Origin of the sequence: Paenibacillus taiwanensis DSM 18679, assembly GCF_000425125.1 — a bacterium.
GTDB lineage: Bacteria > Bacillota > Bacilli > Paenibacillales > Paenibacillaceae > Paenibacillus_B > Paenibacillus_B taiwanensis.
Genome location: NZ_KE384306.1, coordinates 528,865 through 544,101 on the forward strand (window position 1 = coordinate 528,865; position 15,237 = coordinate 544,101).

Consider the following 15,237-nt stretch of genomic DNA (forward strand, 5'->3'; position numbering starts at 1 on the left):
GTTAAGAACACACGCTGATTAATTTTGTCAAGGGTGCTTGCTGTCGTGGGTAACCGTGGGGCAAGTCTTGTCAAAAGATGATATCGGCGGCGGAAAAATAACCATATGTAGGAGGTGTAGTGAAGATGGCAGTTATCTCCATGAAACAGCTTCTTGAAGCTGGTGTACATTTTGGTCACCAGACTCGTCGCTGGAACCCAAAGATGGACAGATATATCTTCACAGAACGTAACGGTATTTACATCATTGACTTGCAAAAGACAGTGAAAAAAGTCGAGGAAGCTTACAATTTCGTAAAATCCCTTGCAGCTGACGGCGGCACTATGCTGTTTGTTGGTACTAAGAAACAAGCTCAAGATTCCGTTAAGGAAGAAGCTGAGCGTTGTGGTATGTACTTCATCAACCAACGTTGGTTGGGTGGTACATTAACAAACTTCCAAACAATCCAAAAGCGTGTAGACCGTCTGAAACGTCTTGAAGCTATGGAAGAAGATGGAACATTCGAAGTATTGCCTAAGAAAGAAGTTATCTTGCTCCGCAAGGAGAAAGATCGTCTTGAGAAATTCTTGGGTGGTATCAAGAACATGAGAGACTTGCCAAGTGCATTGTTCGTAATCGATCCTCGTAAAGAGCGTATTGCTGTTGCAGAAGCTCGCAAATTGGGTATCCCAATTGTAGGTATCGTTGACACGAACTGTGATCCGGACGAAATCGACTACGTTATCCCTGGTAACGACGATGCAATCCGCGCGGTTAAGTTGTTGACATCCAAAATGGCTGAAGCCATTATGGAAGGTAACCAAGGCGAAGAAACAACAGCTTAATTCATACGAATGAGATGAACAAAAGGGTGGCAGGCAGGTGATACACCTATCTCCACCCTTTTTTTGAGTCGTAAAGTAATGCCAGCTTAGTTTCCATCAAGGAGATGGCGGCATAATAAACGGTTGGAGGTAAACGACATGGCAGTTAATGCTAGTGCAGTAAAAGAGCTTCGCGAGAAAACAGGCGCAGGTATGTTGGATTGCAAAAAAGCTTTGGAAGAAGCTAACGGCGATATCACTAAAGCTGGTGAGATTCTTCGTGAAAAAGGCTTGGCAGCAGCAGCAAGTAAAGCAGGCCGCATTGCAACAGAAGGTGTGGTTCAATCTTACATCCATGCTGGTGGACGTATCGGCGTATTGGTTGAGATCAACTGCGAAACAGACTTCGTAGCTAAAACAGACCAATTCCAAGAATTTGCTCGCGACATCGCAATGCATATCGCGGCATCTGCACCGAAGTATGTTCGTCGTGACGAAGTGCCTACTGAAGATCTTGAGAAAGAAAAAGAAATTTTGAAAGCTCAAGCACTTAACGAAGGCAAGCCTGAGAAAATCGTTGAAAAAATGGTTGAAGGCCGCATCGGTAAATACTATGAAGAGTTCTGCTTGATGGAGCAATCCTTCATTAAAGACCCAGACAAAACAATAGACAACTTGCTGAATGAGAAGATCGCAGCAATTGGTGAAAATATTTCAATCCGTCGCTTCGTTCGTTATGAACTTGGTGAAGGCTTGGAGAAAAAACAAGATAACTTTGTTGAAGAGGTTATGGCACAAGCGAAAATGTAATCCAGTTGGATTGCATTTTACAGGTAAGCCAATAGGCGATCAACAAACGCTCTGGAAAAGTTGGAACACATTGTGTTCCTTCTTTTTTAGCAGTCGTTCGGAAAAAGTGGAGGGTATACATTGGAACAACCGGTTTATAAACGCATCGTATTAAAAGTTAGCGGAGAGTCGTTAGCAGGTCAAGCTGGATACGGCATTGAATCTGATATGATCAATTCAATTGCGGAACAAGTGAAGGAAGTCGTTGAACTTGGCGTGGAAGTCGCCATTGTATGCGGCGGCGGCAACATTTGGCGCGGCATTGCAGGCAGCGAAAAAGGAATTGACCGTGGAACGGCTGACTACATGGGAATGCTTGCTACGGTGATGAACTCGCTAGCCTTGCAAGATGCGCTGGAACAAATCGGCGTACCGACACGTGTCCAAACTTCGATTGCTATGCAGCAAATCGCTGAGCCATATATTAGACGTCGCGCCATTCGCCATTTAGAAAAGGGCCGTGTCGTTATTTTTGCAGCGGGCACAGGTAACCCGTTCTTCTCGACGGATACGACTGCAGCGCTGCGTGCTGCTGAGATTGAAGCAGATGTTATTTTGATGGCGAAAAACAAAGTGGATGGTGTATATTCCGCTGATCCGTTTAAGGATGACACCGCTGAGAAGTTCGATCAATTAACGTACTTGGAAGTGTTAAACCGCAACCTTGGTGTTATGGACTCGACAGCAACTTCACTTTGCATGGATAACAACATTAATTTGCTTGTATTCTCCATTAGCGAACAAGGTAACATTAAACGAGTCGTACTCGGTGAGAAGATCGGAACAATTGTAAAAGGGAGTGTAGACTAATGCCACAAACCGTGAAGAAGCATGCCGAAGATCGTATGGAGAAAGCCATTGCAGCTCTTAGACGTGAATTAGCGACACTTCGCGCAGGTCGTGCTACCCCAGCATTGCTTGACCGCGTGCAAGTGGAATACTACGGTGCAATGACTCCTGTAAACCAGTTAGCCAATATTAATACACCTGATCCGCGCACATTGATGATTCAACCGTGGGACAAAACATCAATTGGTGCCATAGAGAAAGCGATTATGAAATCGGATCTCGGCTTGACACCTGCAAATGACGGTTCGATGATCCGGATCACGATTCCTGCGTTGACAGAAGAGCGTCGTGCAGAGCTGGTGAAGCAAACGAAGAAATACGGAGAAGAAGCTAAAGTTGCAATTCGTAATATTCGTCGTGATGCGAATGATGATATCAAGAAGATGGAGAAGACAGATATTTCAGAAGATGAATCTCGTCGCCATCAAGAAGATATTCAGAAATCTACAGACAAGTTTATTGCAGAAGTCGACAAAGTGTTGGTTACAAAAGAAAAAGAAATTATGGAAGTATAAGGAAAAGACAACTTTCACAATTTATGCCCCTCCGAACGGTGGGGTTTGTTGTCTTTTTGTTAGAAGACTTCATGAGAACATCTTCTTATCCGTTAACTAACTTATGATTACAGCCATCGGATAATAGATGGCTTTAAAGTTAAGTTAACTCATTACCGTGGTTGGAGGAGACCGAATGATTAAGCGAATCCAAGCGTGGTTTAAGCAAAAGGGAACAGACCATGCGCCACTGGAGCTTTCGTCTGACAATATCCCGAAGCATGTCGCCATCATTATGGATGGCAACGGGCGTTGGGCTAAAAAACGCGGTCTGCCCCGAATTGCTGGTCATCATAGTGGGATGAAGGCGGTTAAGCGTGTGACGATCGCGGCCAACGACTTAGGCGTCAAAGTGCTTACCATGTATGCTTTTTCAACAGAGAATTGGAAACGCCCGAAGGAAGAAGTCGATTTCTTGATGAAGCTGCCCCAGCAGTTTCTGGCAATTGAATTAGATGAATTAATCGCTAATAATGTTCAAGTACGGATGATGGGATTACGTGATGACTTGCCAAGTCATACGATTCAAGCGCTTGAAGAAGCAATTGATAAGACTAAGCATAATACAGGACTTATTTTAAACTTCGCATTAAACTATGGCGGGCAGCGGGAAATAGTAGAAAGTGTACGCTCGATTGCACAACATGTTCAAGCCGGTAAGCTAAAGATCGAGGATATCGAAGAGGCTGTAGTACAAGAGCATTTGATGTCCAGCGAACTACCCAATCCCGATTTGTTGATTCGAACGAGCGGTGAATTGCGTTTAAGCAACTTTATGTTATGGCAGATCGCATACAGTGAGCTTTGGTTCACAGATGTGTATTGGCCAGAATTTAATGAGCGGCATTTGAAGGAAGCTGTGGCTGAGTATCAACGCCGTTCCCGTCGATACGGTGGATTACAATAGGTTGGAGGATTAATCGCTATGAAACAGCGCATCATCACGGGGGTTATTGGAGGAGCGATATTTGCAGGGTTCGTGTATATCGGTAGCATCCCTTATGAATTGCTGTTGATTGCTTTAGCACTCATCGGTTATTTCGAATTCGCTCGTATGCATCATGAAAAGGCATTTGATCTGGCATCAATTGTCGGTTATGCGCTTGTATTAATACTGGCTGTCCCTTGGGCCAAGTGGGGAGTTAGCTTCCAGTGGTCTATGGAATCAACGATGTGGCTCGTTATGTTTGCCTTTTTGTGTGTAACGGTTGTGACCAAGAATAGGGTGCCGATTCAGACCGCGTCCCAGTTGTGGCTTGGCGCATTTTACATCGGTATCGGCTTTAAATATATGATACTTACTCGTACTATGTTAGATGAGGGTTTGTTCTGGACGATCCTTATGTTTGCGGCTATTTGGGCCTCTGATATCGGGGCGTATTTTACTGGACGTGCTATTGGCAGACATAAACTGTGGCCTGCAATTAGTCCCAATAAGACAATTGAGGGAGCAATAGGCGGTATTATATCCGCAATGGTTGTATGTGTGCTTGCACTCTTCGTACGCCCTGATGTGCTTGGCGTGCCACAAGCGTTAGGAATTGGCATTGCTGCATCAATCGTTGGACAGATGGGTGATTTGATTCAATCGGCCTACAAACGTATTCGAGGTGTCAAGGATTCAGGTACTTTACTGCCAGGTCATGGTGGTGTGCTTGATCGTTGTGACAGCTGGCTTATTGTATTCCCATTTATACATCTGATTGGCTTAATTACGCTATAGCCAACAATCTTATAGATAAAGAGGTGTTAGGATGAAGCGGATATCCATACTTGGTTCGACAGGATCTATAGGTACTCAGACCTTAGATGTTGTTGCAAATCATCCCGAACATTTTCAGATTGAAGCAATGGCAGCAGGTAGAAATGCTGCCTTATTTTTAGAGCAAATTAAGCAATTTCGTCCCAAACTGGTGTCCGTTCAGGATAAAGCTACTGCTGACCTAATACGATCCGAACTGCCTCAAGGGACAAGGCTTGTTTATGGAGAAGAAGGTTTAATAGAAGTTGCAGCTCATCCTACTACGGATACAGTTGTAACTGCTGTAATGGGCAGTGTTGGGCTGAAGTCAACTTTAGCTGCAATAAACATGGGGAAATGGATCGGCCTTGCAAATAAAGAGACACTTGTCACAGCAGGACACTTGGTGACTGCGGCGGCTGCACGAAATAACGTCAAGCTTATGCCTATAGACAGTGAACATTCCGCTATTTTTCAATGTCTAAATGGGGAGCCAAGGCGAGCAGTGCAAAGTATTACTCTGACAGCTTCTGGTGGTAGTTTCCGTGACGTTTCACGGGCGGAGCTTGAAGGTGTATCGGTGGAGCAAGCTTTGCAGCATCCCAACTGGTCTATGGGAGCCAAGATTACGATTGACTCTGCAACGATGGCGAACAAAGGATTAGAAGTAATTGAGGCGCATTGGCTATTTGGACTGCCTTATGATGACATTCATGTAATGCTGCATCCGGAGAGTATTATTCATTCTTACGTCGAGTATGTAGATGGCGCTGTAATTGCTCAATTGGGTACACCGGATATGCGGGTGCCAATTCAGTATGCGCTCACTTATCCAGAGCGGTTAGACAATCCGTCTCCAAGGCTGAACCTGGCGCAGGTAGGCACTCTTCATTTCCGTGAATTGGACATGGAAAGATATCCGATGGTTCGTTATGCTTATGAAAGTGGCAAATTAGGTGGTACAGCTACGACCGTATTTAATGCGGCCAACGAAGTAGCCGTTGCACGATTTCTGCGTAGAGAAATTTCATTTTTGGATATTGAGCGTATTGTCGAGCTGGCATTGGAACGTCATCACGTGGTTGCAGAACCGACGTTGGAAGTGATTGAGGAGACAGATCGCAGGACACGTCAGGAAGCAGATCAAGCTATCATATAAATAAAATACGGGGTAAATTGGCGCATTGCATCCATAAGTGGACAAAAGGGGATTCTCTTGTGCGAGATCAGAGAATAATGTTAATCTATAAGACATACGGCGACCCGAAAACGTAAAGGAGGATGCAACGCTGTGCAAATGGTTCAAGTCGTATTTTTATCTATACTCGTGTTTTTCGTAATCGTCACGATACATGAATGGGGACATTTCATCTTTGCGAAACGTGCAGGTATTCTCGTACGTGAATTTGCAATCGGGTTTGGGCCGAAGGTGTTCTCTCATACGCATGGAGAGACACGGTATACCTTAAGGTTGCTGCCAGTCGGCGGGTTCGTGCGTATGGCAGGCGAAGACCCGGAAGTGGTTGATATACAGCCCGGCCAGACGATAGCCGTTCGGCTAAAAGACAATCAAGTGACAAAGTTGTATCTCGATCAGCTTGATCTGCGTAAGCAGGTTATTCGTGGGGAAGTAGAGTCCATTGATATCGAGCATGAGTTAAGTGTTACACTTGATGTGGAAGGGGAACTGACCACATACTCGATTCATCCACAAGCGATGATGGTCGTTAAAGGGCAAGATATTCAGATTGCCCCTTACAATCGTCAATTTGGGAGTAAGTCCGTTGGCAAGCGTGCGATGGCGATTTTTGCGGGCCCGCTGATGAATTTTATTTTGGCGTTTATTTTGTTCGGGGTGTACATACAACTGGCAGGTATGCCAGTAGAGAACCCGAGTTATGTCAAGATTGGCGAAGTTACAGACAAGATGCCAGCAGCGAAAGCTGGATTGGTCAAAGGTGACGTCATCAATAATGTAAATGGTATTGCCATTGGCGGTGATCGAGAGCGATTAATTAAGATGATCGAAAATTCAGAGGGAAAACCGATGAATTGGAGCATTTTACGTGATGGTAATCCATTAAACGTTACGCTGACACCGGTTAGCATGGCGGGGCAGAAAGGTGGCAAAGTAGGTATTGCGCCGATTTTGCCAACACGAACGGCGTCCTTTGGTGAGACGATTCATTATGCCGGCAACGCTATGGTAACGATGACCAAAAATATTTTCGAAGGTTTCAGACAACTTATTTTTGGTCAGTTCAAGCTGGATGACTTGGGTGGTCCAGTGCGTACATTTGAAGTAACAGGGCAATTTGCTAAGCAAGGGATTGATCAGCTCACGTTGTGGACTGCAATTCTCAGTCTATATTTGGGTATCTTTAATCTGCTGCCGATACCTGCATTGGACGGAAGCAGGCTCGTATTTTTAGGTATCGAGAGTGTGCGTGGCAAGCCAATAGATCCAAACCGCGAAAGTATGGTGCATTTTATTGGTTTTGCGATGCTGATGCTGCTTATGCTTGCGGTTACCTACAACGATATATTACGATTAGTTAAAGGTTAATAATGTTTAAGGCACATGTAGGATTTAGCTTCATGCGATCTGAGGTGTGCCTAATTACGGGAGGATCATATCCGTTATGTCGAAGGAGAAGCAGTTCGTTACTGAAATTACACCACAGCAAGAGGACTTCTCGCGCTGGTACATTGATGTGATAAAGAAAGCTGATTTGATGGATTATTCACCTGTACGCGGGTGTATCGTATTCCGTCCTGACGGCTTTGAGATTTGGGAACATATTCGTGAAGAATTGGACCGTCGCTTTAAGGAAACCGGGCATCGAAATGCTTACTTCCCGATGTTTATTCCAGAGAGCTTTTTCCAGAAGGAAAAGGAGCATGTCGAAGGATTTAATCCAGAACTTCCTTGGGTAACGGAAGCTGGTGGGGAGAAGCTTGAAGAACGATTGGCGATACGTCCAACCTCGGAGACGATGATTGGACACATGTACTCCAAATGGATTCAATCATACCGAGACCTGCCAGTACTCATTAACCAATGGGCTAACGTCGTTCGTTGGGAGAAGCGAACGCTTCCGTTCCTGCGCACGAGTGAATTTTTGTGGCAAGAAGGGCACACTGCTCATGAGACAGAAGATGAGGCTCGTCAAGAAACGATGCAAATGCTCGACATTTACCGTGATTTTGTGGAGAACTACTTGGCAATTCCGGTAATCGTAGGTCAGAAAACTCCTTCTGAGAAGTTTGCAGGAGCTGTAGACACATACTCCATCGAGGCGATGATGAAAGACGGCCGTGCAGTCCAAGCGGGCACTTCGCACTATTTGGGAACTAACTTTGCGGTTGCCTTTGACATTCAGTTTTTGGGCCGTGAAAATACGCAGGAATACGTGCATACAACTTCATGGGGTGTAAGTACACGTCTTATTGGTTCACTTATTATGGTGCATGGAGATGATCGTGGCTTGGTACTTCCTCCAAAGGTGGCGCCAACGCAAGTGATCATGATTCCTATCGGTCCTGCGAAGATGCGTGAACAAGTCGTTAGCCGTGCAAATGAATTGTTCGCAGAATTAAAATCCGCTGGCATTCGTGTTGGCATGGATGACAGAGCAGATATGAGCCCAGGCTGGAAATTTAACGAATACGAAATGCGTGGCGTTCCTGTCCGTTTGGAAATAGGACCACGTGATATGGAAAATGGCGTATGTGTACTCGTATCTCGAGTATCTGGTGAGAAACGGGTCGTAGAGCAGGCGAATTTGGCTGCTGAAGTGAAGAAAATGCTGGCGGACGTTCACGATGAAATGTTTAACCGTGCACTTGAGTTCCGTGATGAGCATTACTATTCCGTGGAAACGATTGACGAGATGAAGCTGCTTATGGACGAAAAACGCGGCTTTACGATCGCTGGCTGGTGCGGTTCTACTGCTTGTGAGAAGCATGTTAAAGACGAGACAGGCGCGACTAGCCGTAATATTCCTTTTGAGCCTCAAGAGAAGAAGACAAAATGTCTTGTTTGTGGAGAGGAATCAAAACATACGGTAGTATTTGCCCGCGCTTATTAAGCAAGATAGATGTATTGGAATGGATGAAATGGCTTCCTATGCGGGAACATCCAACGGAACACCGGACGATGACTCGACAGAAGGGGGCCTTTTCTGTTTTTTTGCACAGGGGGGATGAAGCAACTATGGATGATAAAAGACAACGATTGGAACTGTTAATGAAGCAGGTTGATTTGCCTTTTGAACTGGTGACTACCTATTTTCATGATAGCTGGATTCAACAGGTGGAGACAAGCCGCTCCAATCGGGAGTGGACAATTCATATCGGCAAACAATCCATCCTGCCTGCTGACGCTTATCGTACGTTCTGTTTGAGTGTACAGGATAAGATGTCGCATATTGCAAAGATACGTATCATTTTTCATTATGAGGATATGGTACCGCATCAAGAAGTGGTAGCAGCGTATTGGCACTTATTTGTCGAATGGGTCAAACGTGAAGTTGCCTCTGTTAATGGTTGGTTGCATCGGGCGCAATTCGAAGTAGAAGGTGATCTGGTACACCTGCTGTTAACCGATACGATGACGTTGGAAATGGCAAAGAAAAAACAAATCGACACCTACATCAAAACGTTTTTTGAAACTTATTTTTCCCGTTCGCTGCGGGTGCAGATGAAGGTAGGCAATCAAGATCAAGAAGCAGTGGAAGCGTTCCAAGAGAAGCTGATGCAAGAAGAGCGTAAGGCTATTCAACAATTGATGGAAGATGCAGAACGAGAAGCTGCGGATCAGGCAGCGAGTGAGGTTGGAGAAATCCCAGATAAGTTGCAGTACGGCTATGACATCAAAGATGCACCGGTTTCCATTATGGATGTACAGGATGAAGAAAAGCGTGTAACACTTCAGGGGACAGTATTTGGCTTAGAAGTGAAGGAGTTACGGAACGGCAGCACACTCTATACGTTTAACGTGACGGACTTCTCCGATTCCATGTTAGTAAAGATGTTTGGCAAAAACAAAGAAGATATATTAAAGCTGAACCTTATTACTAATGGTAAATGGGTGAAGGTGCGCGGGCGTGTTGAATATGATCGCTTTATGATGACACCTGAGCTTGTGATGATTGCATCCGATATTCATGAAGTTACGGCTCCACCGGAACGTAAAGACACAGCCCAGGAGAAGCGGGTCGAATTCCATCTTCATACGACGATGAGTGCGATGGATGCTGTAGCCTCTGTTGATGCTTATGTAAAACAGGCTGCAAAGTGGGGACACAAAGCAATCGCCATTACGGATCATGCTAACGTTCAATGTTATCCTGATGCTGCTAAGGCAGGCAAAAAACACGGCGTTAAGGTGATCTACGGACTTGAGGCCAATATAGTTAACGACGGCACAGAAGTGGTATTAAATGCAGAGCCGCGCAACATTAAAGAAGCGGTTTATGTTGTATATGATATAGAGACAACAGGTCTGTCTGTATCAAACAATAAGATTATCGAGCTAGCGGCTATAAAGGTGCAGGATGGCAAAGAATTAGGGCGCTACAGTTCGTTTGTAGATCCACATGAGCGTATTCCATACAACATTCAACAGCTGACTAATATTACAGATGAGATGGTTGCGGGTGCACCGGAAGTAGATGAAGTGCTAAAAGGTTTTGTTGAGTTTACGGGTGACGCTATTTTAGTAGCGCATAACGCACGTTTTGATATGGGATTTATCCAACACAATCTCAAAAAAATAGGTCTGCCTGAAATGACAAATCCCGTATTGGATACGTTGGAACTGGCACGTTTAATTTTCCCTACTCTTAAAAATCACCGTTTGAACACATTGGCGGATAAATATAAAGTTTCCCTTGATAATCATCACCGTGCAATAGATGATACCATTGCACTAAGCGGTATTCTTCAAGGGTTGTTAAACGATGCGTATCAGATTAAAGGGATTGAGATGCTGGATCGATTGAATGACTATGTAGGTCAGAATTTATTTAACAGCCGTCCATTCCACTGTAACATTTATGCGCTTAACGACGTTGGCAAAAAGAATTTGTATAAGCTCGTTTCTTTGTCACATACGCAATATTTCCATAGAGTTGCTTGCATTCCGAAGAGCAAACTTGTTGAGATGCGAGAAGGTTTGCTGCTGATGTCCGGCTGTGAGAAGGGCGAGTTTTTTGAAACTGTGCTGAACAAGTCGCAGGAGGAAGCGGAAGTTGTTGCGGAATTTTATGACATACTTGAAATTCAACCTGTGACGATGTACATGCACCTAGTGGAAAAAGGGTTTGTTGGCTCACCTGCACAAATAGAGGACGCATTACGCAAAGTGTGTGATATCGGGGCGAAGCAGGGCAAGCCGGTCGTGGCGACAGGGAATGCTCATTATTTAAATCCACGAGACAAGCTGTTTCGTGACATTACGATTCATGGTATTACCGGATTCAGTCCGCTAAAAGACATCAAGAAGCCGGATGCCCATTTCCGTACAACAACGGAGATGCTGCAAGAATTCGAATTTCTTGGTAAAGAACGTGCATATCAAGTCGTTGTTACTAATACAAATGAATTGGCAGATCGGTTCGAAACGATCAACCTGTTCCCTGACAAATTGTTTACACCTATTATTGATGGCGCTGACGAAGAGATGCGTAATACATGTTACGACACGGCGAAACGTATATACGGAGATGCTGTACCAGAAATTGTAGTCGCCCGTCTGGAAAAAGAGTTGGAGCCGATTATCAAGTACGGTTTTTCAGCTAACTATTTGATTTCGGAGCGGTTGGTGAAAAAGTCGAATCAAGACGGGTATTTGGTTGGTTCCCGAGGCTCCGTCGGTTCTTCTGTCGTCGCGATGTTCCTTGGTATTTCCGAAGTTAATCCGCTGCCGCCACACTATGTATGCCGCAATGAAAGCTGCAAGCACAGTGAGTGGTTCACAGACGGCAGCATTCCTAGCGGATTCGATTTACCGGATAAAGCGTGCCCAAACTGTGGCAAGACGATGAAAGGTGACGGACAAGACATTCCGTTTGAAACGTTCCTTGGCTTTAAAGGGGACAAGGTTCCTGATATCGACTTAAACTTCTCCGGTGAATATCAGCCCATTGCTCACAACTATACAAAAGTTTTGTTTGGTGAGAAATGTGTGTTTCGTGCGGGTACCATTGGTACGGTAGCGGAGAAGACCGCATTCGGATTCGCGAAGAAGTATGAGGAAAGCTACCATAAAAAATGGCGTGGAGCGGAGTTGAACCGGCTTGCGTCAGGGTGTACAGGTGTTAAGCGAAGCACAGGACAGCATCCAGGCGGTATTGTCGTCGTACCTGATTATATGGATGTTGAAGATATTACACCTGTTCAGTATCCGGCTGATGATACGAATGCGGAGTGGAAGACTACACATTTTGATTATCACGCCTTTGATGCTAACTTGTTAAAGCTTGATATTCTCGGTCACGATGATCCGACTATGATGCGGATGCTGCAAGACTTGACAGGAGTAGATCCGACAACGATTCCGATGAATGATCCGAAGGTCATGAGTATGTTTAACTCTGTCGAAGCGCTTGGTGTAACACCAGATCGGATTCGTACCCCAGTCGCTACTTATGGGGTGCCTGAGATGGGGACACGGTTTGTGCGTCAGATGTTAGTTGAAGCACAGCCGTCTACTTTTGCAGACTTACTTCAAATATCAGGGCTGTCGCATGGTACAGGAGTATGGCTTGGCAACGCGCAGGAGTTAATCAAAAGCGGTATATGTACGATTAAGACCGTTATCGGTTGTCGTGATGAGATTATGTTGTTTTTGATTTACAAGGCGGGGATGGACGCAGGTCTTGCCTTTAAGATTACGGAAAATGTCCGTAAAGGCAAAGGGCTGTCACAGGAATGGATTGACGAGATGAAAAAGTGCAACGTGCCGCAGTGGTACATTGACTCCTGTTTGAAAATCCAGTACATGTTCCCGAAGGCCCATGCTGCTGCATACGTTATTTCAGCTGTGCGAACGGCCTATTTTAAGCTGTATCATCCGATTGAGTTTTACGCTACCTATTTTACAGTGCGTGCGGAAGATTTTGATATCGAATTGTGCTGTCAAGGGTATGAAGCGATCGGACGTAAAATAGATGAAATTGAGGCAAAAGGTTTCCAGGCAACAACAAAAGAAAAAAGTATGATCGCCATATTGGAAATGGCGCTTGAGATGACCGCTCGTGGCTTCTCATTTAAACCGATTGACTTATATCGCTCAGATGCGTCCAAGTTCCAGGTTGACGGTAATTCGTTAGTGCCGCCATTCTCTGCTGTGCAAGGAATAGGGGAGAACGCGGCCAAAAATATTGCCGCTTCCCGCGAAGGGGCTGAATATTTGTCGATTGAAGATTTCCAGCAGCGGTCGAAAGCAACAAAGACGATTGTGGAGTTGTTGACACAAATGGGCTGCTTCCGCGGTTTGCCTGAGAGTAATCAGCTTTCTTTGTTTTAAATGAAACTCGTTTGCGTATCAATCAGGAGGCGACTGGCCAAGGGGTTGTTAAGGTCATACCCTTGCCATTTGTCAACTGGCTATGATATAATTTTTTTGGTAATCATGTGGATACATCCGTTGCGTAAAGAGTGGGGAAACCCACTCTTTCATATTTGATACCGACTTATTCGGGCTTGGTGCACCGCAGCGGGTTTCAACATATTAGTGAGTGACACCTTATTCGTCATTTGGGAGGTACCCAGCTTGAGCATACCGAACATCAGATCGGTCGTTGAAGACATGGTCAATCCGTACTTGGAAGAACATCAGTTTGAATTGGTGGACGTTGAGTACGTCAAGGAAGGCAGCAGTTGGTTTTTAAGAGTGTATGTGGACAAGGATGGCGGAATCGATATCGAAGATTGCGGCCGCGTCAGTGAATATTTGAGTCAGAAGCTGGATGAGAATGATCCAATTACTGATGCTTATTTTTTGGAGGTATCCTCTCCAGGAGCAGAGCGTCCACTCAAGAAAGCTAAAGATTTCATGAAGTCTATCGGTAAACATGTGTACGTGACTACATATGAGCCTATTGACGGCAATAAGGAATTCGAAGGAACACTGGTTTCATTTGATGAAGCAACAGTAGTCGTTCGAGTCGGCAAGAAAGAGCATGAGCTGCCTTATGATAAGGTAGCGAGCGCTCGATTGGCGATAATTTTCTAATTGGTATGATTTTTAGTGCTCTGTACACACCACATTTTTAATTCATATTTAAAGAACGCGAATGAGCCAGTTATTGGCTGAAAGGGGGAACCAATCACATGAGTATTGATTTTATCGAGGCACTAACCGAGATAGAGAGAGACAAAGGGATTAGCAAGGAAATTTTGATCGAGGCGATTGAAGCGGCCTTAATTTCCAGTTACAAACGTAACTTTAATGCTGCACAAAATGTCCGTGTGGATATTAACCGTTCAACAGGTGTTATTAAAGTATTTGCCCGCAAGACGGTAGTTGATGAAGTGATGGATCCGCGTCATGAAATATCCGTTCACGCATCACGCGAGTACAATCCAAATTACATGGTTAACGATGTATGTGACATTGAAGTTACACCACGAGAATTTGGCCGTATCGCCGCACAAACGGCAAAACAAGTCGTAACACAGCGTATTCGTGAAGCGGAGCGTGGCCTTATCTATAACGCTTTTATCGACAAGGCGGACGATATCGTTACAGGCATCGTGCAACGTCAAGATACACGCAACGTTTACATTGATTTGGGTAAAGTCGAGGCTGTGCTTCCTTTAAACGAAATGATGCCAAATGAGAAGTTTAAGCACGGGGATCGTGTTAAGGCATACATTACGAAAGTGGAGAATACGACTAAGGGCCCGCAAATTATTTTATCGCGTACACATCCAGGTTTGTTGAAGCGTTTGTTTGAACTGGAAGTGCCTGAAATATTCGAGGGTGTCGTAGAAATCAAATCCGTTGCTCGTGAAGCAGGTCAACGTTCCAAGATTGCGGTATATTCCCGCAACCCGGAAGTAGATCCTGTTGGATCATGCGTAGGGCCTAAGGGCTTGCGTGTCCAAACGATTGTAAATGAGCTGCGCGGTGAGAAAATCGACATTGTTCGCTGGTCTGAGGATGTGGAAGAGTACGTAGCCAACGCACTCAGTCCATCCAAAGTAGTCGAAGTTGATGTGCATGAAGAAGAGAAGATGGCACGAGTTATCGTACCTGACTATCAATTGTCATTGGCGATTGGCATTAAGGGCCAAAATGCTCGTCTTGCTGCCAAGTTAACGAGTTGGAAGATCGATATTAAGAGCGAATCCCAGGTTGAGCAGCCAGAGTCGAACTCTAGCGGCATCACATGGAGCGACGAGCTTGATATGAGATCGATGCATTAATTGT

At 44.9% G+C, this 15,237-nt stretch carries 12 protein-coding genes; all 12 read left to right on the forward strand.

Going from position 1 to position 15,237, the window contains the following annotated elements:
* Positions 1-125: 125 nt before the first annotated feature.
* The 12 genes from rpsB to nusA all read left to right on the forward strand — a co-directional run bounded on the left by rpsB (position 126) and on the right by nusA (position 15,233).
* Entirely contained in the window at positions 126-824 is a 699-nt protein-coding gene (gene rpsB / locus H509_RS0111295; protein WP_028545184.1) for a 30S ribosomal protein S2, read from the forward strand.
* Positions 825-962: 138 nt separating this feature from the next.
* Positions 963-1,613, forward strand: coding sequence for a translation elongation factor Ts (gene tsf / locus H509_RS0111300; RefSeq protein ID WP_028545185.1), 651 nt, complete (start codon positions 963-965; stop codon positions 1,611-1,613).
* 120 nt (positions 1,614-1,733) lie between these two features.
* Positions 1,734-2,462 carry a UMP kinase gene (gene pyrH / locus H509_RS0111305; RefSeq protein ID WP_028545186.1) on the forward strand — a complete coding sequence of 243 codons (729 nt, stop codon included), beginning with the start codon at positions 1,734-1,736 and terminating at the stop codon, positions 2,460-2,462.
* Positions 2,462-3,016, forward strand: a complete 555-nt coding sequence (frr, locus tag H509_RS0111310) for a ribosome recycling factor (RefSeq protein ID WP_028545187.1) — start codon at positions 2,462-2,464, stop codon at positions 3,014-3,016. The genes pyrH and frr overlap by 1 nt, the downstream gene beginning before the upstream one ends.
* 175 nt (positions 3,017-3,191) lie before the next feature.
* Positions 3,192-3,962 carry an undecaprenyl pyrophosphate synthase gene (locus tag H509_RS0111315; RefSeq protein WP_028545188.1) on the forward strand — a complete coding sequence of 257 codons (771 nt, stop codon included), beginning with the start codon at positions 3,192-3,194 and terminating at the stop codon, positions 3,960-3,962.
* 18 nt (positions 3,963-3,980) lie between these two features.
* Positions 3,981-4,778, forward strand: coding sequence for a phosphatidate cytidylyltransferase (locus H509_RS0111320; RefSeq protein WP_028545189.1), 798 nt, complete (start codon positions 3,981-3,983; stop codon positions 4,776-4,778).
* 31 nt (positions 4,779-4,809) lie between these two features.
* Complete coding sequence (locus tag H509_RS0111325) at positions 4,810-5,955, forward strand: 1-deoxy-D-xylulose-5-phosphate reductoisomerase (protein WP_028545190.1); 1,146 nt, start codon at positions 4,810-4,812, stop codon at positions 5,953-5,955.
* 132 nt (positions 5,956-6,087) lie between these two features.
* Positions 6,088-7,362 carry an RIP metalloprotease RseP gene (gene rseP / locus H509_RS0111330; RefSeq protein WP_028545191.1) on the forward strand — a complete coding sequence of 425 codons (1,275 nt, stop codon included), beginning with the start codon at positions 6,088-6,090 and terminating at the stop codon, positions 7,360-7,362.
* 76 nt (positions 7,363-7,438) lie between these two features.
* Positions 7,439-8,887: a proline--tRNA ligase gene (gene proS / locus H509_RS0111335; protein WP_028545192.1), complete on the forward strand. Its 1,449-nt coding sequence runs from the start codon at positions 7,439-7,441 to the stop codon at positions 8,885-8,887.
* Between the two features lie 125 nt (positions 8,888-9,012).
* Entirely contained in the window at positions 9,013-13,329 is a 4,317-nt protein-coding gene (locus tag H509_RS0111340) for a PolC-type DNA polymerase III (RefSeq protein ID WP_028545193.1), read from the forward strand.
* Between the two features lie 246 nt (positions 13,330-13,575).
* Positions 13,576-14,037 (forward strand): ribosome maturation factor RimP, encoded by a 462-nt coding sequence (gene rimP / locus H509_RS0111345; RefSeq protein WP_028545194.1) that lies wholly within the window; start codon positions 13,576-13,578, stop codon positions 14,035-14,037.
* 98 nt (positions 14,038-14,135) lie between these two features.
* The gene (nusA, locus tag H509_RS0111350; RefSeq protein ID WP_028545195.1) at positions 14,136-15,233 is read left to right on the forward strand and encodes a transcription termination factor NusA; all 1,098 of its coding nucleotides are present in this window, start codon (positions 14,136-14,138) and stop codon (positions 15,231-15,233) included.
* The last annotated feature ends 4 nt before the right edge of the window (positions 15,234-15,237 follow it).

What these genes read in the sequence shown, in the direction of transcription:
- proS (WP_028545192.1), top strand. Translation starts at nt 7,439, where the DNA reads ATGTCGAAGGAGAAGCAGTTCGTTACTGAAATTACACCACAGCAAGAG.
- H509_RS0111320 (WP_028545189.1), top strand. Translation starts at nt 3,981, where the DNA reads ATGAAACAGCGCATCATCACGGGGGTTATTGGAGGAGCGATATTTGCA.
- H509_RS0111315 (WP_028545188.1), top strand. Translation starts at nt 3,192, where the DNA reads ATGATTAAGCGAATCCAAGCGTGGTTTAAGCAAAAGGGAACAGACCAT.
- H509_RS0111340 (WP_028545193.1), top strand. Translation starts at nt 9,013, where the DNA reads ATGGATGATAAAAGACAACGATTGGAACTGTTAATGAAGCAGGTTGAT.
- frr (WP_028545187.1), top strand. Translation starts at nt 2,462, where the DNA reads ATGCCACAAACCGTGAAGAAGCATGCCGAAGATCGTATGGAGAAAGCC.
- nusA (WP_028545195.1), top strand. Translation starts at nt 14,136, where the DNA reads ATGAGTATTGATTTTATCGAGGCACTAACCGAGATAGAGAGAGACAAA.
- tsf (WP_028545185.1), top strand. Translation starts at nt 963, where the DNA reads ATGGCAGTTAATGCTAGTGCAGTAAAAGAGCTTCGCGAGAAAACAGGC.
- rpsB (WP_028545184.1), top strand. Translation starts at nt 126, where the DNA reads ATGGCAGTTATCTCCATGAAACAGCTTCTTGAAGCTGGTGTACATTTT.
- H509_RS0111325 (WP_028545190.1), top strand. Translation starts at nt 4,810, where the DNA reads ATGAAGCGGATATCCATACTTGGTTCGACAGGATCTATAGGTACTCAG.